This window comes from Pseudidiomarina donghaiensis (assembly GCF_900116895.1).
In the GTDB taxonomy this organism is placed as follows: domain Bacteria; phylum Pseudomonadota; class Gammaproteobacteria; order Enterobacterales; family Alteromonadaceae; genus Pseudidiomarina; species Pseudidiomarina donghaiensis.
The window spans coordinates 1,158,453-1,178,777 of sequence record NZ_FPCF01000001.1; the positions used below are offsets into that span (position 1 = coordinate 1,158,453).

The 20,325-nt window shown below is 48.7% G+C and carries 19 protein-coding genes; 6 read left to right on the forward strand and 13 right to left on the reverse strand.

The window, feature by feature from the left end; genetic code table 11:
- Positions 1-2: 2 nt before the first annotated feature.
- On the forward strand, positions 3-2,720 hold the full coding sequence (locus BM334_RS05660; RefSeq protein ID WP_092839017.1) for a M14 family metallopeptidase: 2,718 nt from the start codon (positions 3-5) through the stop codon (positions 2,718-2,720).
- Between the two features lie 7 nt (positions 2,721-2,727).
- On the opposite strand, the gene dcd is transcribed toward BM334_RS05660, so the two are convergent.
- Both dcd and apbC read right to left on the reverse strand, forming a co-directional pair.
- Entirely contained in the window at positions 2,728-3,312 is a 585-nt protein-coding gene (dcd, locus tag BM334_RS05665) for a dCTP deaminase (protein WP_092839020.1), read from the reverse strand.
- Between the two features lie 16 nt (positions 3,313-3,328).
- Positions 3,329-4,357, reverse strand: coding sequence for an iron-sulfur cluster carrier protein ApbC (apbC, locus tag BM334_RS05670; protein ID WP_241970906.1), 1,029 nt, complete (start codon positions 4,355-4,357; stop codon positions 3,329-3,331).
- Positions 4,358-4,499: 142 nt separating this feature from the next.
- On the opposite strand from apbC, the gene metG reads away from it, so the two are divergent.
- The 4 genes from metG to msrB are packed head-to-tail and all read left to right on the forward strand — an operon-like array spanning position 4,500 to position 8,631.
- Positions 4,500-6,536, forward strand: a complete 2,037-nt coding sequence (metG, locus tag BM334_RS05675) for a methionine--tRNA ligase (RefSeq protein ID WP_092839023.1) — start codon at positions 4,500-4,502, stop codon at positions 6,534-6,536.
- On the forward strand, positions 6,536-7,726 hold the full coding sequence (locus BM334_RS05680; protein ID WP_092839026.1) for a class I SAM-dependent rRNA methyltransferase: 1,191 nt from the start codon (positions 6,536-6,538) through the stop codon (positions 7,724-7,726). The genes metG and BM334_RS05680 overlap by 1 nt, the downstream gene beginning before the upstream one ends.
- Before the next feature lie 60 nt (positions 7,727-7,786).
- Positions 7,787-8,161 carry a histidine triad nucleotide-binding protein gene (locus BM334_RS05685; protein WP_092839029.1) on the forward strand — a complete coding sequence of 125 codons (375 nt, stop codon included), beginning with the start codon at positions 7,787-7,789 and terminating at the stop codon, positions 8,159-8,161.
- 14 nt (positions 8,162-8,175) lie between these two features.
- The gene (gene msrB, locus BM334_RS05690) at positions 8,176-8,631 is read left to right on the forward strand and encodes a peptide-methionine (R)-S-oxide reductase MsrB (RefSeq protein WP_092839032.1); all 456 of its coding nucleotides are present in this window, start codon (positions 8,176-8,178) and stop codon (positions 8,629-8,631) included.
- Here the strand turns inward: msrB and ggt are convergent, their stop codons facing one another.
- Complete coding sequence (gene ggt / locus BM334_RS05695) at positions 8,632-10,434, reverse strand: gamma-glutamyltransferase (RefSeq protein ID WP_420849430.1); 1,803 nt, start codon at positions 10,432-10,434, stop codon at positions 8,632-8,634.
- Between the two features lie 101 nt (positions 10,435-10,535).
- On the opposite strand from ggt, the gene rrtA reads away from it, so the two are divergent.
- Complete coding sequence (gene rrtA / locus BM334_RS05700; protein ID WP_092839038.1) at positions 10,536-11,180, forward strand: rhombosortase; 645 nt, start codon at positions 10,536-10,538, stop codon at positions 11,178-11,180.
- A gap of 2 nt (positions 11,181-11,182) precedes the next feature.
- Here rrtA and BM334_RS05705 read toward each other — a convergent pair whose 3' ends face one another.
- The 10 genes from BM334_RS05705 to serC form a co-directional block, all read right to left on the reverse strand.
- Complete coding sequence (locus BM334_RS05705) at positions 11,183-11,494, reverse strand: ComEA family DNA-binding protein (RefSeq protein WP_198677339.1); 312 nt, start codon at positions 11,492-11,494, stop codon at positions 11,183-11,185.
- A 114-nt stretch (positions 11,495-11,608) separates the two neighbouring features.
- A complete protein-coding gene (gene pyrF, locus BM334_RS05710; RefSeq protein ID WP_092839041.1) occupies positions 11,609-12,304 on the reverse strand; it encodes an orotidine-5'-phosphate decarboxylase in 696 nt (231 codons plus the stop codon).
- Positions 12,305-13,462 carry a lipopolysaccharide assembly protein LapB gene (lapB, locus tag BM334_RS05715; protein WP_092839044.1) on the reverse strand — a complete coding sequence of 386 codons (1,158 nt, stop codon included), beginning with the start codon at positions 13,460-13,462 and terminating at the stop codon, positions 12,305-12,307. It lies immediately after the preceding gene.
- Complete coding sequence (locus BM334_RS05720; RefSeq protein WP_157981863.1) at positions 13,462-13,722, reverse strand: lipopolysaccharide assembly protein LapA domain-containing protein; 261 nt, start codon at positions 13,720-13,722, stop codon at positions 13,462-13,464. Before BM334_RS05720 ends, lapB begins: the two co-directional genes overlap by 1 nt.
- 76 nt (positions 13,723-13,798) lie before the next feature.
- Positions 13,799-14,083 carry an integration host factor subunit beta gene (locus tag BM334_RS05725; protein ID WP_055437856.1) on the reverse strand — a complete coding sequence of 95 codons (285 nt, stop codon included), beginning with the start codon at positions 14,081-14,083 and terminating at the stop codon, positions 13,799-13,801.
- 53 nt (positions 14,084-14,136) lie between these two features.
- Positions 14,137-15,813: a 30S ribosomal protein S1 gene (gene rpsA, locus BM334_RS05730; RefSeq protein ID WP_092839051.1), complete on the reverse strand. Its 1,677-nt coding sequence runs from the start codon at positions 15,811-15,813 to the stop codon at positions 14,137-14,139.
- 107 nt (positions 15,814-15,920) lie between these two features.
- Complete coding sequence (cmk, locus tag BM334_RS05735; protein ID WP_092839054.1) at positions 15,921-16,628, reverse strand: (d)CMP kinase; 708 nt, start codon at positions 16,626-16,628, stop codon at positions 15,921-15,923.
- Positions 16,629-16,715: 87 nt separating this feature from the next.
- The gene (gene aroA / locus BM334_RS05740; RefSeq protein WP_092839057.1) at positions 16,716-18,017 is read right to left on the reverse strand and encodes a 3-phosphoshikimate 1-carboxyvinyltransferase; all 1,302 of its coding nucleotides are present in this window, start codon (positions 18,015-18,017) and stop codon (positions 16,716-16,718) included.
- Entirely contained in the window at positions 18,014-19,117 is a 1,104-nt protein-coding gene (gene hisC, locus BM334_RS05745; protein WP_092839060.1) for a histidinol-phosphate transaminase, read from the reverse strand. The genes aroA and hisC overlap by 4 nt, the downstream gene beginning before the upstream one ends.
- 125 nt (positions 19,118-19,242) lie before the next feature.
- Positions 19,243-20,325 (reverse strand): 3-phosphoserine/phosphohydroxythreonine transaminase, encoded by a 1,083-nt coding sequence (gene serC / locus BM334_RS05750; protein WP_092839063.1) that lies wholly within the window; start codon positions 20,323-20,325, stop codon positions 19,243-19,245.

Consider the following 20,325-nt stretch of genomic DNA (forward strand, 5'->3'; position numbering starts at 1 on the left):
TCATGCAGTTTAAAACACGCATTGCTCACGCCATCGTCGGCGCGCTGTTGACGGGCACGCTGTTGCATAGCGCACCAACCTATGCAACAGAACTATCGGCAGTTGAAACTCAGCAGGTGAATGCTCAGCAAGCACAAGCATTAGGGTTAGCGGTACCCTACTCAGCTAAGGTTCCTACTATTGAAAGTGTGCTTGGCTATCCGGCAGCATCACGAATTAGCAGCCCAGCAGCCATTGAGGCCTATTTTGTAAAATTAGCGGAACAATTCCCAGCGCAAGTAAAGTTAAACTATTACGGCAAGTCATGGGAAGGTCGAAACCTCTACTATGTGGCCATATCTAGTGCTGAAAACATGGCTGCCTTTGCCAACTTCCAACGCGGTATGCAACAGCTAAGCGCTGCGGATAAAACCAGTGCTCAGCAAGCCAATAAATTAATAGCAGAACTACCAGCAAGTGTTTGGCTATCATATGGCGTGCACGGAAATGAAATTTCATCTCCTGAAGCAGCCATGTTAACGGCCTATCATTTATTAGCCGCTGAAGATGAACAAACCGCCAGCTATTTGAACAACGCCGTAGTGTTTATTGATCCGGTACAAAATCCAGACGGTCGTTCGCGTTTTGTCTCGCGCTATTACATGACAGCAGGCCTAGAACACAGCGCCGATCGCCATTCTGCAGAGCACAACGAACCCTGGCCTAGTGGTCGTTCAAATCATTACTTGTTTGACTTGAATCGTGATTGGATTGCCCTGACGCAACCTGAAATTAGCGGTCAAGTTGAAGCGCTATTAGAAAATATGCCATTGGTCTTTGTTGATTTGCACGAAATGGGCGGTGACAGCAGTTACTACTTTACCCCAGAAGCCGATCCTTATAACCCGCTTATCACCAAGAAACAGCGCGAAACCTTGTGGTACATCGGTGAAAACAACGCACAGTGGTTCGATGAACGCGGTTATGACTACTTTACTCGCGAAATTTTTGATGCCTTCTACCCGGGTTACGGCGCCAGCTGGCCGCTTTATCACGGCAGTATTTCAATGACCTATGAAATGGCTTCGGCTCGTGGTCATGTTTTTCGCACCAAAGATGGCGACATTCTTACCTATGGGGACGGCGTGCAGCGTCACTTCGTAGCCTCCATTGCCACCATTGAAGCCGTGGCCCAACAACGCCAACAACTGCTGAAAAATTTTTGGGACTATCGTAATCAAGGTATTGAAGCCGGTAGCGACAGTAAACAACGTGTTTATTTATTTGCTGGGCAACAAGATCCCGCCGCCACACAGCGTTTAGCCGGTTTGTTAACACGCCATGGCGTGCAAGTTCAGCAAGCCAAAGAAGCGTTTTCGGCATGCGGCGTGAAATACCCCGCCGGTAGCTTCTGGGTCGACACAGCACAGCCCGCGCACTATATGGCGCGCACATTGTTGGATAAAAACATCGCCATGGATGATAAGTTCATTGCCGAACAAGAACGCTTGCGGGCTAATAATTTGCCCGACCAAATTTATGATGTGACCGCTTGGTCACTGCCGTTGATGTTTAACCTTGACTATCAAACCTGTAGCCGTGTACCGCGTGCCGAAAACCAGTTAGCTACCGAGCAGTTAGTCAAACCCGGCACAGTGCTCAATGCTGACGCGGAAGTTGGTTACATTGTGCCTTGGGGCGACATGAATGCGGGGCGGTTTTTAACTGAAGCCTTGCGCGCAGGTTTAACTGTGAAGCGCACTGACCTTGCCTTTACGCATAAAAATAAACAGCGCTACCCAGCCGGTAGTTTGATATTAACCCATGCTCAGAACGCTCATTTAACGGCTGCCGTGCAAAAAATTGCGTTAAGTTCTGGTGCCACCGTGCACGGTGTTGACAGCAGCTGGGTGACTGATGGCCCCAACTTTGGTTCTAATAACGTCAAATTGGTTCATGCGCCAAACATTGTCATGCTGTGGGATGAACCTGTGTCGAGCTTAAACGCCGGGCATTCACGTTATGTCATTGAACAACAGTTTGGTTACCCAGTGACCGCCATGCGGGCAGCACAACTCTCGCGTGCAGACCTCTCACATTATCAAGTACTTATTCTGCCGAGCACCTATGGAAGCCTAAGCTCTGCGCTCGGCGAAAATGGCGAAGCCAATGTCAAAAAATGGGTTGAAAATGGCGGGGTCTTAATAACCTTTGGCAACGCGACCGAGTGGGCGGTGCAGTCGGTCCTACTCAATAGCGCACTGGAGCGCGTTATCAATGAAAATCCACAAGGCCACGGTAGCGAGAAAAAAGTCGACGGTTTGTTGATAAAATCAAAAGCCGAGCACATGCATTATATTACGCCAGACGCTGCTGACCCATATTGGACCGCAGGCGTGTTGACCAACCTGGATGTTGACCTTGAGCATTGGCTAAGTGCCGGTGTGCAGCCAAACTTAATCAGTGTAACGGTTGGTAACCAAATTTACCGACCACTGAGTATTGAGCACGGCCGAAATATTGTCAGCTACAGCAAAGATGTGCTTGCGAGCGGCTATTTATGGGAAGAAAACCAACAGCAACTCGCCTATAAGCCGTTCTTAATGTGGCAACCACGTCAGCGTGGCATGGTTATTAGCTTTACCCAAGAACCGACTTATCGTGCTTATTTAGACGGTTTAAACCTGTTGTTGTTAAATGCAATATTTGGTGGCGCTGCACACGCAACGCCACTGCGTTAAGGCCGCGTTATTTGTCGGCGCCAATGCGAGAAGCAACGGCGCCACGTTGATCTTTATATTTTGCGTCTTTACGACTGCTGTACGGGCGCAAACAATCTTCATCAAGTAATTCAAAACTTAACGCACCAATTTTCATCAGTGGCCGCAAGGCTAACGGCAATTTGCCACTGTTAAAGAACTCCAGCACCACCTGCCCTGACCAACCCGGATCAATACGGTGTGCGGTCACATGTACCATGAGCCCTAAGCGCGCGAGCGACGAACGCCCATCAAGCCAACCGACCATATTACTCGGTAACGTCACTGACTCGTGGGTGACTGCCAACGCGAATTCACCTGGATGAATAAAAAACGCTTGATCAGGCGTCAATACAATCGGGTCACTCATCACGTTATTGATTGCGTGATCAATGTCTTCTCGCGGGCCGCTAATATCAATATATGCCGCAGCATGATCTTGTAATACACGAAACTCATTGCCGAGGTGAATATCAACCGTCACACCGCTGACATCTTCCGGCACTGGGCGCGGATCTAGTACAATGCGTCCATCATCTAAATAGCTTTCTATTTGTCCATCGGTTAATCGCATACCACCACTCTCTTCATTATTGTTTGGTTTGCTGTTGGGCTTGCGTATAAAGCTCTATGGCTAATTGCTGTGCACTGTTGCGCATCATAACACTCAATTCATGCTCTGGCTCTGCACTTTGCAGCGGCTTACCACAATCTAACCCAGCTCGAATACGGCTATCAAGCGGCCATTGACCTAACAACGGAACCTGTTCCCGACGTGCTACTTCGAGACCGCCTTCGCTACCAAAAATAGCATCCTGGTGACCGCACGCAGAACATGTGTAATAACTCATATTCTCAATAAGCCCGGTAATTGGCACGCCCACCTTGCGAAACATAGTAATGCCCTTTTCCGCATCGGCTAAAGCGACAGTTTGCGGCGTGGTCACTACAACCGCACCGGTAATTGGCAACTTTTGCGCAAAGGTTAGCTGAATATCGCCTGTACCCGGCGGCATATCAACAATTAAATAATCTAACCGTGGCCACTTGGTGTCACGAAACAATTGCTGCAACGCGGCACTCGCCATTGGTCCACGCCAAATAGCAGCATCTTTGGTATCGGTAAGGTACCCTAACGAGCTTGCCCAAATACCATGACGCTGATGCGGGATCATTTTCTGCTGTGCATTTATTTCCAATTTTTCTTCTTGGCCGCCTAGCATGGTTGGCAAGGAAGGCCCATACACATCAGCATCGAGAATACCCACATTGGCACCAAGTTGGTGTAAGGCTAAGGCCAACTGCACACTGACAGACGACTTACCTACCCCGCCCTTACCCGAGGAAACCACAATCACGTTGCCAAAGGTCATGGGTAATTCGGGTTGCGAGTTCGGTAGCTTCTCTACGGCAACACGCAGTTGCCAGTTATAGGCACCAAGCGTTTTATCGGCTTTGAGCGGTTCAAGCATGCCTTCACTAGCAGCAAATGGTAGCGTTAACACCGCTTGGTTTTCGTCCACCGTCACCCAGCTTGCCGGAACCGGCATGTTTAAGCCTGGTAAACGAATGTGCTCTAGTGCTTTTTGCCAATCTTTCGACTTGAATAACCCAAACATTTTATTCTCCGCTGACGTGAGGAAATAACGACTCTAAAACGTGGCATGAAAGCCGCATGATACGGACACTGCGGCTAGATTGCTAGCGCTGATTCAGGTACACTTCAAGGCTTTCAGAAACTCGAATTTAATGGAACGATTCATGCCAACAGCAACTCGCAAAATACTGGTTACGAATGCGCTACCCTACGCCAATGGCCCAATCCATATTGGCCATATGCTTGGTTATATTCAGGCAGATATTTGGGTACGCTTTCAAAAGCTTCGCGGCCACGAATGTCACTATGTCTGTGCTGATGACGCACATGGCACACCTATTATGCTTAAAGCACAGCAGCTAGGTATTGCGCCCGAGCAAATGATTGCCGACATGAACGCGGCTCACCAAGCTGATTTTGCAGATTTTCATGTGGCATTTGATCACTACCACTCAACCCACAGCGACGAAAACCGCGAGTTGGCGGAACTTATCTACACGCGTTTACGCGACAATGGCTACATTAAAACGAAAACCATTGAACAGCTGTTTGACCCACAAAAAGAAATGTTTTTGCCAGATCGTTTCGTCAAAGGCACCTGTCCGAAATGTGGCGCCGAAGACCAGTACGGCGATAACTGCGATGTCTGCGGTGCAACCTACTCGCCTACTGAGTTGAAAAACCCTAAGTCCGCGGTATCGGGCGCCACCCCAGAGCTGCGTCAATCTGAACACTATTTCTTTGACTTGCCAGCCTTTGAAGACATGCTCAAAGCTTGGACACGCTCGGGCTCATTGCAAGACGAAATGGCGAATAAACTGAACGAATGGTTTGAGTCTGGCCTACAAATGTGGGATATCAGCCGCGACGCGCCTTATTTTGGTTTCGAAATTCCTGACGCGCCGGGTAAATATTTTTACGTTTGGTTAGACGCGCCAATTGGTTACATGGGTAGCTTTAAACACTACTGTAACACCACGGGTAAAGCCGATTTTGACACTTACTGGGAAGCCAATAGCGACGCTGAGTTGTATCACTTTATTGGTAAAGACATTATCTATTTCCACAGCCTATTTTGGCCGTCCATGCTTAAAGGCGCCAACTTCCGTCAACCCACTAACGTGTGGGCGCACGGCTTTATTACGGTAAACGGCACCAAAATGTCCAAGTCAAAAGGCACGTTCGTTATGGCACGTACCTACCTTGACCATTTAGACCCCGACTATTTGCGCTATTACTTTGCCGCTAAGCTGACAAATCGTATTGACGATCTTGACTTAAACCTGACCGACTTTGCCCAGCGTGTTAACGCCGATTTAGTCGGTAAAGTGGTTAATATCGCCAGCCGTTGTGCGGGTTTTATCAGCAAAAAGTTTGACGGGAAATTGGCCGCGCAATTAACCGATACGGCACTGATTGACGAATTTCAAGCTGCCGGTGCAGGAATCACTGAAGCTTACGAAAAACGTGAGTTCTCTAAAGCCATGCGCGACATTATGGCGCTAGCTGACAAAGCCAATTTCTACATTGCCGAAAAAGAGCCATGGCAGCTCATTAAAGATCCAGCCAAAGCCGACGAAGTGCACCAAATTTGCTCTGTGGGCATTAACTTGTTCCGCTTGTTAATGGTGTATTTGACACCTGTAGTGCCGGCCCTTGCAGAGCGCGTACAAGAATTCTTGAACGACGAATTTAGCTGGAATAGCTATCAAAGGGTATTAACCAACCACGCAATTAGCCCGTTCAAAGCCTTAATGCAACGTATTGAAATGGACAAAGTAAACGCCATGATTGAAGACTCAAAACAACAAAATGAAGCCGCTAACACGCCAGCATCAACCAGTAATGGCGAATTAGAACGCGACCCAATTAGTGCCGAAATCGCTTATGACGATTTCGCTAAAATTGACCTGCGTATTGCACGTATCGCCAATGCGGAGCATGTGGAAGGTGCCGACAAATTATTAAAGTTAACCCTCGATTTAGGCGGTGAAACGCGCCAAGTGTTTGCCGGCATTAAATCGGCATACGCACCTGAAAAACTCATTGGTCAACATACCGTCATGGTGGCCAATTTAGCGCCGCGTAAAATGCGCTTTGGTTTATCTGAAGGTATGGTGTTAGCTGCGGGCCCTGGTGGTGACGAGCTGTATATTTTGAACCCGCACGATGGTGCAAAACCGGGTATGCGAGTTAAATAATGGCCATTACCGTTCACCTGCACCCAGGTAAAGAAAAATCACTGCGCCGCTTGCATCCGTGGGTGTTTAGTGGCGCTATTGCCCGCGTTAAGGGCTCGCCTAAAGCAGGCGAAACGGTATCCATTCACAGCGCTGAAGGCGACTGGCTTGGCTATGCTGCCTGGTCGCCACAGTCACAAATTCGCGCCCGCGTGTGGAGCTTTAACCAAGGCGACACTATTAACAGCGCGTTTTTTGCCAACCGTATTGCCGCCGCTAAAACCTTGCGCGACGGCTTAGCCATTGCTAGCAACGCCTATCGCTTAGTGGCCGCCGAAGCCGACGAGCTGCCGGGTGTCACTATTGATAAGTACGACAACTGGCTGGTTTGTCAGCTGTTAAGCACCGGCGCTGACTATTGGCGTGACGCTATTGTAGCCGCCTTGCGTGAACAGTTCCCAGAGTGCTCTATTTATGAACGCTCAGATGTAGATGTGCGCCAAAAAGAAGGCTTAGCGCCGCTTACCCAAGTGCTTTACAGCCCTGATGGTAGTGCCCCGCCCGCTCATATTTGGATTAACGAGAATGGCCTTGAGTTAGGGGTGGATATTCAAAGTGGCCATAAAACCGGTTACTACCTTGATCAGCGCGATAGCCGATTAGCCGTGCAAAAATATGTGCAAGGCAAACGCGTACTCAATGCGTTTAGCTATACCGGCGGCTTTGGCTTGTATGCAGCTGCGGCTGGCGCGGCAGAAGTGGTTAACTTGGACGTCTCTGCCCCGGCACTGGCGCAAGCCACGGCCAACCATGAACGAAATCAACTTAGCACTGAAACCCTGGAAAACCGCCAAGAAGATGTATTTGAAGCCTTGCGGGCTTTTTACCAGAATGGCCAGCGGTTTGACGTTATTGTGCTTGACCCACCCAAGTTTGTAGACAGCAAAGCAAACCTTGTTCGCGCGTGCCGTGGCTATAAAGACATTAACCGCCTTGCTTGCATGATTTTGAAACCTGGTGGCACGCTGCTCACGTTTTCGTGCTCGGGCTTGTTGTCAGGCGACTTATTTCAAAAAGTGGTTGCCGACGCAGCTCTTGATGCCAAACGCCCATTACATATTATTGAGCGACTGTATCAAGGCGCCGACCACCCGGTTCGCACCAACTTCCCAGAGTCATTGTATTTGAAGGGGTTGGTACTTCGCGGTTGAGTTCGCTAGTATTAAAGATATCACCAAAACATTGAATGCATTAACAGAAGGAATTGCACCATGAGTGGCGGTACTATTTTCGATAAGATCATTGCCAAAGAAATTCCAGCTGACATTGTTTATGAAGACGAATTAAGCCTAGCGTTTAAGGACATTAATCCGCAAGCGCCTGTCCATGTGTTAATTATTCCGAAAAAGCACATTGCCACAATCAACGACATTGAAGAAAGTGATCGTGAATTAATTGGGCATTTATACGTTGTCGCTGCGCGCCTTGCTCAGCAGTATGGCTTTGCCAAAGACGGCTATCGTGTGGTCATGAACTGTAACGAAGACGGCGGACAGTCGGTTTACCATATTCATTTGCACTTGTTGGCTGGCGTGACCATGGGCTGGCCGCCGTTTGCCAATAATAAACCGAAGCAAGTTGGCTAGGTTGGTGCTGTTTTATGTCTAACTTCAAAAAGCCAAGCGACCACGAGTTAAAGCAGCGTTTAACCGACATGCAATACTACGTCACGCAGCAAGACGGCACCGAACCGCCCTTTCAGAATCCCTATTGGAATGAGCGGCGGCAAGGTATTTATGTGGACGTTGTAAGTGGCGAGCCGCTGTATTCTTCAGCAGACAAATTTGACTCAAGTTGTGGTTGGCCAAGTTTTACCAAAACCATTACCGACTCGTCAGTCACAACCCATACCGACTTAAAATTTGGTATGCGCCGCACAGAAATTCGCAGTACCGAAGCCGATTCGCACTTAGGCCATGTTTTTGATGATGGCCCAATGCCGCTGGGAACAAGGCACTGCGTCAATTCAGCGGCGGTTGAATTTATTCCGCTAGAAGACATGGAAGCACGCGGTTACGGCCAGTGGATTCCAACCGTAACCGCTCAAAGCGACTAACTACAAACCTGTCGCAATACCTTCACGACGCGGGTCAGCACCGCCATACAACCCACCTTCAGGGCTTAACGTGATGCCGTGAAGGCCGCTATTTAAGTCTTGTACCTTTACGCTGTGGCCGCGAGCCTCTAGCGGCGCAGCTAACGCTTCCATGGCGGTACCTTGTTCTAAATTTGTCACGCCATTTAAGTTGGTTATGTGGGGCAAGTTAATCGCGCTCTGCATGTCTAAATTCCAATCTAACAGCCCAACTAATGTTTGCGCCACGTAGTTAATAATACGCGCGCCGCCAGGTGAACCCACGGCATGCAATGGCGCGCCCTGTTGATCAAACACCATCATGGGCGCCATTGAACTGCGCGGACGTTTGCCGGCTTGCACCCGGTTTGCAACCAACTTGCCATTTTGTTCAGGAACAATCGAAAAATCAGTTAATTGGTTATTGAGCAAAAAGCCCGCTGCCATCACACCAGAGCCAAAGCCCATTTCAATACTTGAGGTCATTGAGAAAACGTTGCCCTTTGCATCAACAATGCTCACGTGAGTGGTATTTGGAAATTCAGGCGATTTGTCATCGGCATAACTCAGCTGAGCATTTAATTCACTCGGGGTGCCGGCCTGCGCTTTGCCCATGTCTTGCTGGCTAATTAACTGCGCTCGACTCGCTAAATAGCGCTTGTTTAACAACTGCTCTACGGGTACCTCAACGAAATCACTATCCGCAATATAACGATTACGATCAGCAAAAGCTAAACGCGACGCCTGGGTAAAGTAATGACTGGCCAGTTCACCATTGACCGGCAACTCTGCTACCGGAAAATTCTCAAGCAAGCCCAAAATTTGTAACACGGTTATACCACCCGAACTGGGAGGCCCCATGCCACAAACCTCATAAATTCGGTATTCAGCACACACGGGCTCACGCACCTGCGCTTGATAGCTAGCCAAGTCTTGTGCACTTAACAAACCGGGGTTTAGCGGCGAGTTTTGTACCGCAGCAATTATCTTTTCGGCAATTGGGCCACGATAAAAAGCATCAGCACCCTGCTCTGCAATAAGCTTTAAGCTCTGTGCTAATTCGGGATTATTACGTACAGCTCCTACTGTAAGAGCCTGCCCATTAGGGTAAAAATAATCGTTGCCGGGCGACATTTTAGTTAGGCCGGGGCTTAGCTCCATGGCCAGTAATTTAGCCAAGCGTGGCGACACTTCAAAACCTTGCTCAGCCGCCAATATGGTGCTTTGAAACAACGTGGACCAAGGTAACTTCCCCCATTTTTCATGGGCTAGCTCTAAGCCGCGCAGAATACCTGGAGTGCCAACCGAACGGCCGCCTGTTACTGCTTCCATAAAGCTAGCCGGCGGCTTACCTTGCGCGTCTAAAAATAAGGCTGGTGTTGCTGCTGCTGGCGCGGTTTCACGGGCGTCAATGGTGTATAAGCGCTGTGACTCGGCATGCCAGTACAACATGAAACCGCCACCACCAAGACCAGATGACTGTGGCTCAGTAAGTGTCAGCATAGACTGGACAGCAATAGCGGCGTCAATAGCACTACCACCTTTGGCGAGAATTTCTTCACCTGCCCTCGCCGCAGCTGGCGTTGCGGCCGCCACCATATAACGCTGCGATTGCACGCCTTGCTTCTTGGTATAGCCAGTAGCAGCCTCAGGATCAAAAGCCTTGCTGTTATCATTCGCTTGCTTTAGTTGAGGTGTTGACCCTGACGGTGAATTAGATTGGTTAACTTGCGGTTCAGCGCAAGCATTGAGGAATACAAGCGCAAACAACATGAATAAACGCATGATCATACCTTTTACTGAGAAATAAACGCGGCTTGGTTTACAGCCTCCGTAACAAAACCCTATCATACGTACACTTGTACTCACGAACAACGATCAATGCCATGCATAAAGTAAATGAAGCCATTCAAGTGATTATTTGTAGCCTTGTTCTTGCTGCAGTTGCCATTTGGCTGCCGTACTATCAAGTCGAAACTGGCTCACTACTTAACCAGTACGACTTCGCACAAGCCTTAGCTTGGCAAGAACCATGGCGCTTAGTGACCGCACATATTTTCCATTTAGATGCCCGCCACGTGCTTTACAATGCGTTGGGCCTGGTTGTGGTTTGCGTGTTCTTTGCGCGCCACTTTGACGTCAGAACTTGGCTAAACGCAATATTAGTTATCGCGACCCTGTGTTCGATATTGGTTTGGTTGGTCGGCGTGCCTGAACGCTTTGTTGGCTTATCTGGGTTAATTCACGGCTTATTGGTGATGAGCCTATTATTGGAGTGGGCAAAACAAAAATACTCATTCAACGACTGGCTACCGCCACTGTCCATCGCATTGCTAACGCTTAAAGTCGTGCTGGAAATAGCAGGCTTATTAGACAGCCAAATTCTACTTAGCCAGGGCAATACCTTTGGCTATGTTCATGGGGCAGGACTGGTTGCCGGGGTGGTTGCGTGGCGACTGCATCGGCGGCGATTAGCTTCGTTGGCAATTACGCCAAGCAAGTCAACCGCTACCGACAACAGTCGTGACTAAAATTACAGCACAATTCGGTCTTTGTTCAGCTCTAGCATACGCGGGCCAATACCCTTTACCTGCATGAGTTGATTCACATCGCTAAATTGGCCTAGCTCGTCGCGCAATTTAATAATGTCTTTCGCCCGTTTAATGCCAACACCGGTGAGGGCGTAAGCTAACTGCTCGGCGTCCGCGGTATTAATGTTTATTTGGGTTTGCTGTGCGGCTGTCTGCCATGGTGCTAAGGCAGCTGCTGAAACCGGGGCTGTTGCCATCATCGGTGCCAACATAGGAAGCATAAGAGCCGCTGAAAGAAAGGTTTTCCGTAACATATGAATACACTCCTGATAAACCGTTAGTTCAAAACATAAAAGGTTTTGTGCTTGAAATTGCGCACTACAGAAGTGTATTCATGCCCTGAAACAAAGGCGAATTATTATCACGGATTAAGCTGTCAGAGATTCATGTATTGCGTTCAATGCCGCCACCGGGTCACTCGCTTGGGTAATCGGACGCCCAATGACCAGCACTTCAATACCAAGCGCCGCAGCTTCTGGCGGTGTCATTACACGGCGCTGATCGCCTTGTTCGGCACCCACTGGGCGAATACCAGGGGTAACACGAATAAAGCCGTCACCGCACTGCTGGGCTATCATTTGGGCTTCTTGTGCTGAACACACAACACCGTCTAAACCAGCTGCTTTGGTTAGTTGTGCTAAACGCAACACCTGCTGCTGTGGCGACACCGTAATACCAACTTCTCGCAGGTCTTCTTCGGTCATACTGGTTAACACGGTAACGGCAATTAAATGGGGTCTGTTGGGCATGTCTGCAATGGCATCACGAGCCGCTTCGAGCATCCGTCGGCCACCACTGGCATGCACATTCACCATCCAAACGCCTAACTCGGCCGCTGCACGTACTGCTTTGCCAGCCGTGTTTGGAATATCATGAAACTTTAAGTCCAGAAACACTTTAAAACCGCGCTCAACCAAGGCTTTTATAAAATCTGGCCCGGCACTGGTAAACAGTTCTTTGCCAACTTTTAAACCACATTGTTGCGGTGACAACTGGTCAATCAAAGGCCACGCCGATTCGGCATCGGCATAATCTAGTGCTACAAAAATCAACGAATTAGACATCTATTCTCCATCTAGGCCTATAATTGGCTTAATTTCACCCCAAGTACGGCACGACGGACAGTGCCAATACAAAGTACTACCTGAAAATCCGCAATGACGGCAACGGTATTTTGGCCGCTGCTTCATTTGTTGCTGCACTAGGCGTTGCAGCATTTTCAAACTGTCGCGTGCGCTGCCCACATCGGCGGCACGAATATGAAAGTCCATTAACTTATGGAAGCCTTTCATGGTTGGGTTTTCCACCAACGAGTTCTGCACAAATTGCTCGGCTGCCTCGATGCCGTTTTCGCGCGCAATCATCTCTGACAACATCACTGCTGCGGTAGTTGAATGCGCACTTTTCACGCATTGGTGCAAAAACTGAATCAAGCCACCTTGATCATCCACTTCATCAAAACAAGCTTTAATAAGCGGCAGTGCTTCACTAATAAATTCTGGGTCTTCGTCTAAAATACCCATCAGCATTTTTTGTGCTTTACGGTATAAGCCTTGGTTGTACCACATGCGGCCAAGCGCCAACGCTGCGCGCACACAATCGGGGTCATGCTGTCGCGCTTTTAGATAATACTTTTCGGTTGGTTCAGGTTCCGTTTGACGCTCAGCTAGCTCGCAGTACAACTGGGCTACTACGAGTTCGGCGGAACGATCAAAGCGCATCAGTTTTAGCGCAACCTTAATCGCTTTATCCCATTCATGGGTTGCTTCATATAACTCAAGCAAATGGCGCTGACAGGCCTCTCGGAACTGTTTATCGTTTTGTAGCGCAAGGAGCATTTCTTCGGCGCGGTCAAAAATGCCAGCAGCTAAATAATCAAGACCTAACTCGAACATGGCCTGCCGGCGTTCTTGTTCACTAATGCTCGGCCGCGAGGTTAGGTTTTGATGTATTTTTATGGCTCGGTCAAGCTCACCTCGGCGACGAAATAGCTTCCCTAGCGCCCAGTGTGTCTCTAGTGTGTCAGAGTCGACATCAAGTAATTCAATAAATAAATCAACCGCTTTGTCGGGTTGATCAGAAAGTAACAAATTAAGGCCAGTTACGTATTGGCGGGAGAATTGCTCTTGTTCTTGTCTATTTTCATTGCGAACGCTATTGCGCCCCATGAACCAACCATAGGCAGCGGCAACTGGTAATAGCAGAAACAGCAGCTCTAACATTAGGCTTGACTCTTATCGCTCACAAGTTGTTTTTTTAACTGACGGTTTTCGCGACGCAATCCAAATTGCGCAGCTAACATGCTGAATAAGCCAATAATAAAACCTAGCGCTAAAAATATGGCACCAACGGTTGCAACGCTAACTTGTTGCTTAGCTAGAATAAAATCAACCGCAATAACCTGATTATTCAGCGCCCCAAAGGCAATGGCAATAAGAAATAAAATAATCAGCGGCAGGCTAACAAATATGAATCGAATCATGATCTTTCCTGTCATGCGCTAAAAAAAAACGGCATGCTTAATATAGCATGCCGTTCTTATTAACTCGACGTTAAAATTATCCGATATTGTCGACCCGCTCTCGCAGTTCTTTACCGGGCTTAAAGTGCGGAACGTGTTTTGCGTCCAACTGCACCTTTTCGCCCGTTTTCGGATTACGCCCCTCGCGTGGGGCCCGATAATGCAGGGAAAAACTACCAAAGCCACGAATCTCAATTCGTCCACCAGAGGCCATTTGCTGGGCCATCTGTTCGATAAGTTCTTTCACCGCATCTTCAACCTGACGCGGAGACAGCTCTGGGTACAACTTCGTCAACTGGGTAATCAGTTCCGATTTTGTCATCACTTTCTCCTCTAACAATGCGTCAATGCTTTCGGGCCTACGCTAAGAAGCTTTTAGTCGTCGCTTTTAGCTGCTTTGAAAGCTTCAGCCATTGCGTTCGTGAAGTCGCCTTCGTCTTGCTGCTTGTTCACTGAGTCAATCGCTTCTTTCTCTTCAACTTCGTCTTTCGCACGGATAGACAAGCTTAAGGTACGGTTCTTACGATCCACGCCCATGAAGCGCGCTTCAATTTCGTCACCAACGCTTAATTCAGTGGTCGCATCTTCAATGCGGTCACGTGAAATGTCAGCAACGCGAACGTAACCTTCAACGCTGTCAGCCAGCTCAACTTTGGCACCTTTGGCATCAACTTCGATGACCTTACCTTTAACAATAGCACCTTTTTTGTTGGCCGCTAGGTAATTGTTGAACGGATCTTCTTCTAATTGCTTGATACCTAGAGAGATACGCTCACGCTCTGCGTCAACTTGTAATACCACTGCTGTCACTTCTTCGCCTTTCTTGAAGTCGCGTACCGCTTCTTCGCCAACTGCGTTCCAGCTGATGTCTGAAAGGTGAACCAAGCCGTCGATACCGCCGTCTAAGCCGATAAAGATACCGAAGTCAGTGATTGACTTGATCTTACCTGACACTTTGTCGCCCTTGTTGAAGTTCTTCGCGAACTCTTCCCACGGGTTAGCTTTACACTGTTTCAGGCCAAGTGAAATACGACGACGTTCTTCGTCAATTTCAAGAACCATAACTTCAACCACGTCATCCAAGTTAACAACTTTAGATGGGTGTACGTTTTTGTTGGTCCAATCCATTTCAGAAACGTGTACCAAACCTTCAACGCCTTCTTCGATTTCAACGAAGCAGCCGTAGTCAGTTAAGTTGGTTACACGACCAGTCAAACGGTGGCCTTCTGGGTAACGCGCAGCAATATCAGCCCATGGATCAGCGCCCAATTGCTTCAAGCCAAGCGATACGCGAGTACGCTCACGGTCAAACTTCAATACTTTCACGTTGATTTCGTCACCAACGTTAACCACTTCGCTTGGGTGCTTAACGCGTTTCCAAGCCATGTCGGTGATGTGCAACAAGCCATCAACGCCGCCTAAGTCTACGAATGCGCCGTAGTCAGTCAGGTTCTTAACGATACCCTTAACTTCTTGGCCTTCTTGTAGGTTCTCAAGCAACTCGTCGCGCTCTGCACTGTTCTCAGTTTCAATCACTGCACGACGTGAAACAACAACGTTGTTGCGCTTCTGGTCAAGCTTGATAACTTTGAACTCTAATTCTTTGTTTTCTAGGTGCGTTGTTTCACGAACTGGACGAACGTCAACCAATGAACCTGGTAAGAACGCACGTACGCCACCTAAATCAACTGTGAAGCCGCCTTTCACTTTACCGCTAATTAAACCGGTAACAGTTTCTTGGTCTTCGTAAGCTTTCTCAAGCTGCAACCAAGCTTCGTAGCGCTTCGCTTTCTCGCGAGACAGGATGGTTTCACCAAAGCCGTCTTCTACTGCATCCAATGCAACGTCAACTTCGTCGCCCACTTGAACTTCAACAACGCCTTCAGCGTTACGGAATTGTTCAACAGGGATAGCACTTTCAGATTTCAAACCAGCGTCAACAAGAACAACGTCACGGTTGATAGCTACGATGGTGCCTTTAACGATAGAACCTGGGCGAGTTTCGACCTCTTTGAGGCTTTCTTCAAACAGTTGTGCAAAATTTTCTGACATATGTGTTAACTACTTTTAGTTAAGTACGTCCACCAAGCAATCCCGAATGGCGGGGTTATTAAAATTGATCTGATGGCTGTCCTTGCTACAGACCCCTAAGCGAGCAGCTATTCGACGCTGCTAGTCTCAGATTTGGAGAGCTTGCCATGAGCAAACTCCAGAATTTGATCAACCACTTCGGTAATAGTCAAATTCGTTGAATCGATAAATAGCGAACCCTCGGCAGCACACAGTGGCGCAACCGAGCGGTTGGTGTCCCGTTCATCGCGTTCGCGAATCTCGGTGATTAATTGGTCAATTTTAGCATCAATTCCTTTTTCCCGCAATTGCTCAAAGCGACGACGGGCGCGCTCTTCAGGGCTTGCGGTTAAAAAGACTTTTGCTGCCGCGTCGGTAAACACCACGGTACCCATATCACGGCCGTCTGCAACCAAGCCAGGTAGGTCTTTAAAGGCTCGCTGGCGGCGCAATAAGGCTTCACGAACACGCGGCAATGCAGCGACCTTAGACGCCATATTCGCCACTTCTTGGGTGCGAATCGTCATGGTGACATCTTCGCCTTCCAAAATAATATGGGTTAGCTCTGGGTCTTCCTCAACGTCAAACTTAACGTCAAGAGCGCCGGCTAGTGCCACTAAGCTTTCTTCATCGTCTGCCGCGAAGCCATGGTGAATGGCAGCTAAGGCTAACACACGATAAATAGCACCACTGTCAAGCAAGTGCCAACCGAGTTTGTCCGCTAAAATACGGCTTACGGTGCCTTTGCCTGAGCCGCTTGGGCCATCAATAGTGATTACGGGTGTGTTTTTGCTCATGCTATCCTCTACCAAAATAAAAGCGCCGCAATTATACGGATCTGGCAGAAAATTGCACCCTATATTGCTGATCGTTCCATGATCTGTTTATGAATTTTGCGTGATATTACAAAACTCAGAAAAGAAATTCGGGTAGGTTTTGCTGCTGCATTCGGGGTTTAAAATGGTCACGCCCACATCGCTAAAGCCCAGTAATGCGAAGCTCATCGCCATGCGATGATCATTGTATGTCGCTATTTGTGCGTGGGTAAGTTGTTCTGGTGGCGTAACCGAAATAGCGTCTTCTGTTTCAACCACATGCGCCCCAACCTTGCGCAGCTCAGCTGCCATTGCGGTTAACCGATCGGTTTCTTTAATCCGCCAATTGGCGATGTTTCGAATGTGGGTTGTGCCTTTCGCAAAGAGCGCTAAGGTTGCAAAGGTCATGGCAGCATCAGGAATTGCATTCAAATCGGCATCAAGCGCCTTTAATGGCCCTTTACTGACGGTAATCGCATGCTTATCAACGCGAACCTGCGCGCCCATTTGCGCCAAGTAGTCGGCAAACTGCACGTCACCTTGAATACTCTCACTGCCAACACCGTGTATGGTGAGTGGGCCATCAGCAATAGCCGCTGCGGCCATCCAATATGAGGCTGCGCTAGCATCCCCTTCTAACCAGTATTCACCTGGGCTGCGATAGCTTTGGTTGCCGGGAATCATAAACTCTTGGCGGCAAATACGGTGTATTTCAATGCCAAAACGCTGCAACATAGACAAGGTTAGCTCAATATATGGCCAGCTCACCACTTGTCCGGTTAGCTGCAACACACTATCGCCCGGTAACAGCGGCAACGCCATGAGTAACGCCGAAACATACTGGCTTGAGGCACTTCCATCAATGCTTATCATGCCATGCGCCATACCCGAACCAATATCAACGGGCGGAAAACCTTCATGCTGCAAACAAGTTAGTTCGGCACCAGCCTGGCGCAGGGTATCAATCAGCGCGCCGGCTGGTCGTTCTTGCATACGCGCGTCACCCGTTAATACGCACTGAGGGTGGTCGGTTCGCTGCGCAAAGGTGGCCGCAAGCACGGCAATAAGTGGCCGCATGGCCGTTCCGGCATTACCTAAATCAAGCGCTTGCGGAATGGTTGGCCACTGCCCACCACAACCGGTAACGGTTATGGTAGTTGTGTGCCCATCGGCAACTTCAACCTGAACACCAAGGGCAACTAAGGCTTCAAGCATGCGCTCGGTATCGTCGCTGCGTAACACATTGGTCAGTTGAGTTTGTTGCCCTGGTTGGCACAACGCAGCCATGAGTAGAGCACGGTTAGCGATACTCTTTGAGCCCGGTAAGGTTACTTCACCGCGGCAGCTGCGTAGGCCTTGTAAGGTGATCATTTCAGTAGGTTAGCCATTGCATCAATAAATGCTTGGTTTTCGGCTGGCAAACCAATACTCACCCGCAAGTGATTAGGCAACTGATAGCCGGCAACAGGACGAACAATAACGCCTGCACGCAATAGTTGCTGATATATTTCCGCCGCTTCAGAGCCCACTTCAATGGTTAAAAAATTGCCGTGTGACGGAATGTAGTTTAAGCCACTTTGTTCACAAAACTGCACCAACTGCGCCATGCCGTCTGCATTCACGCGAATCGATTCAGCAAGGTACTCTTGGTCATCTAATACCACCTCGGCCGCGCGTAAACTCAAGCTGTTCATGTTAAACGGCTGACGCACACGGTTCATTAAATCGGCAATATCTGGGTGGGTAATGACATAGCCCGCACGTAAACCGGCTAAACCATAAGCTTTCGAAAAAGTACGGCTTACAATTAAATTCGGGTACTGCGCAATCCATTCCACCGACGGCGCGCGTTCAGCTTCGCTCACATATTCATAGTAGGCTTCATCTAGCACCACCAACACATTCTGCGGCACCTGCGCAATAAACTCAGCCAGCTCTTCTTTGGTTAAGAACGTACCGGTTGGGTTATTCGGGTTAGCAATAAAAATCATCCGTGTTTTCGGCGTAATAGCCGCTAACATAGCGGGTAAATCGTGGCCGTAATTCTTTGCTGGCACCGCGACCCCTTTCGCACCAATGGCTTGAGTTACCAGTGGGTAAACAACAAACGCATGCTGAGCAAAGATAACTTCATGAGTTTCATTAACGAAGGTACGTGCCAATAGCTCTAAAACGTCGTTAGAGCCATTACCTAAGGTGATTTGATTGGTGTGAACGCCAAACTTTTCCGCCAACTTGGTTTTCAAATAAAACCCATTGGCATCTGGATAGCGAGCGAGTCCACTCAGTGCATCTTGCAACGCACCTTTTACCTTAGCACTTAAACCAAGAGGATTTTCATTTGACGCTAATTTCACAATATTTTTAATACCCAGTTCACGTTCAACTTCTTCAATTGGCTTTCCCGCCTGATACGGGCTTAACGTTCGAATTCCTGGGTTCGCAAGTGCTTTCGCATTAAATTCAGTCATTAATAACTCTCGTTGTTCGTTGTTCGTACACTTCGTTGTTCGTCCGCTTCGCTATTCGAACAGTGCGAAGCACGGACGAACAGAGAACATCGTGAACGGACGAATAACGAATAACGTCTTTTATTTTAGGCTTTGCGCTCGAATTCGCGCATAAAATCCACTAACGCCTCAACCCCAGCCAACGGCATCGCATTATAAATACTCGCACGCATGCCGCCCACAAAGCGGTGCCCTTTCAAACCAATTAAACCGGCTTGTGCAGCCTGTTTCAAAAAGTCACCGTCAAGACGTTCATCAGCAAGCAGGAATGGTACGTTCATTCGCGAGCGATAGTTAGGGTGCACCGGGTTACGGTAGAAGTCTGAACTGTCAATAAAATCGTACAGTTTCGCTGCTTTGGCGCGATTCACCTCACCCATAGCAGCCACCCCGCCTTGGCGTTTTAACCACTGAAACACTAACGCTGATAAATACCAAGCGAAGGTATTCGGGGTGTTGTACATAGAGCGTTCTTTGGCTTGTACGGTGTAATCCATAATGGTTGACGTGTTGCCTTGCGCATGCCCAAGCAAATCTTCGCGTACAATGGTAATGGCAAAGCCTGAAGGCCCAATGTTTTTCTGCGCGCCGGCGTAAATAATGCCAAAGCGGCTCACATCAAGCGGTTCAGAAAGTATATTCGACGACATGTCGGCCACAATAGGCGCCTGCACATCTGGAATGTCATGCAGTGCAATACCATCAACGGTTTCATTGGGGCAATAATGAAAATACGCGGCATTGTCAGATAGCTGCCAGCGTTCGCGCGGGGCTAATGCTTTGCCCTGCTCGGTTTGCTCCGCGGCACCCACCACGTTCACATGCTGCACGTATTTTTGCGCTTCACGAATGGCAAACTCCGACCAAATGCCGCAGTTTAAATAGTCCACAGTCGCGTTAGGGCCAGCGATATTTTGTGGCACCGCACTAAACTGTCCCCGACCTCCACCGTGCATAAACAGCACTTGATAGTTGTCGGGAATAGCCATTAACTCACGTAGGTCCTGCTCGGCCTGCTCAGCAAGGCGAATAAAAGCGGGATCACGATGGCTAATTTCCATCACCGAAATACCCAGATTATTCCAGTTCAGGAATTCCTCTTGGGCTTGCTTCATCACCTCTGCCGGCAGCATTGCCGGCCCCGCAGAAAAGTTAAACGGGGCGCTCAT

Coding starts and splice junctions, on each gene's coding strand:
- hisC (WP_092839060.1), bottom strand. CDS start 19,117: ATGACTGAATTTAATGCGAAAGCACTTGCGAACCCAGGAATTCGAACG.
- msrB (WP_092839032.1), top strand. CDS start 8,176: ATGTCTAACTTCAAAAAGCCAAGCGACCACGAGTTAAAGCAGCGTTTA.
- BM334_RS05685 (WP_092839029.1), top strand. CDS start 7,787: ATGAGTGGCGGTACTATTTTCGATAAGATCATTGCCAAAGAAATTCCA.
- dcd (WP_092839020.1), bottom strand. CDS start 3,312: ATGCGATTAACCGATGGACAAATAGAAAGCTATTTAGATGATGGACGC.
- ggt (WP_420849430.1), bottom strand. CDS start 10,434: ATGCGTTTATTCATGTTGTTTGCGCTTGTATTCCTCAATGCTTGCGCT.
- BM334_RS05725 (WP_055437856.1), bottom strand. CDS start 14,083: ATGACAAAATCGGAACTGATTACCCAGTTGACGAAGTTGTACCCAGAG.
- metG (WP_092839023.1), top strand. CDS start 4,500: ATGCCAACAGCAACTCGCAAAATACTGGTTACGAATGCGCTACCCTAC.
- pyrF (WP_092839041.1), bottom strand. CDS start 12,304: ATGTCTAATTCGTTGATTTTTGTAGCACTAGATTATGCCGATGCCGAA.
- BM334_RS05680 (WP_092839026.1), top strand. CDS start 6,536: ATGGCCATTACCGTTCACCTGCACCCAGGTAAAGAAAAATCACTGCGC.
- rpsA (WP_092839051.1), bottom strand. CDS start 15,813: ATGTCAGAAAATTTTGCACAACTGTTTGAAGAAAGCCTCAAAGAGGTC.
- apbC (WP_241970906.1), bottom strand. CDS start 4,357: ATGTTTGGGTTATTCAAGTCGAAAGATTGGCAAAAAGCACTAGAGCAC.
- aroA (WP_092839057.1), bottom strand. CDS start 18,017: ATGATCACCTTACAAGGCCTACGCAGCTGCCGCGGTGAAGTAACCTTA.
- lapB (WP_092839044.1), bottom strand. CDS start 13,462: ATGTTAGAGCTGCTGTTTCTGCTATTACCAGTTGCCGCTGCCTATGGT.
- BM334_RS05660 (WP_092839017.1), top strand. CDS start 3: ATGCAGTTTAAAACACGCATTGCTCACGCCATCGTCGGCGCGCTGTTG.
- BM334_RS05720 (WP_157981863.1), bottom strand. CDS start 13,722: ATGATTCGATTCATATTTGTTAGCCTGCCGCTGATTATTTTATTTCTT.
- rrtA (WP_092839038.1), top strand. CDS start 10,536: ATGCATAAAGTAAATGAAGCCATTCAAGTGATTATTTGTAGCCTTGTT.
- serC (WP_092839063.1), bottom strand. CDS start 20,325: ATGAGCGCCCCGTTTAACTTTTCTGCGGGGCCGGCAATGCTGCCGGCA.
- cmk (WP_092839054.1), bottom strand. CDS start 16,628: ATGAGCAAAAACACACCCGTAATCACTATTGATGGCCCAAGCGGCTCA.
- BM334_RS05705 (WP_198677339.1), bottom strand. CDS start 11,494: ATGTTACGGAAAACCTTTCTTTCAGCGGCTCTTATGCTTCCTATGTTG.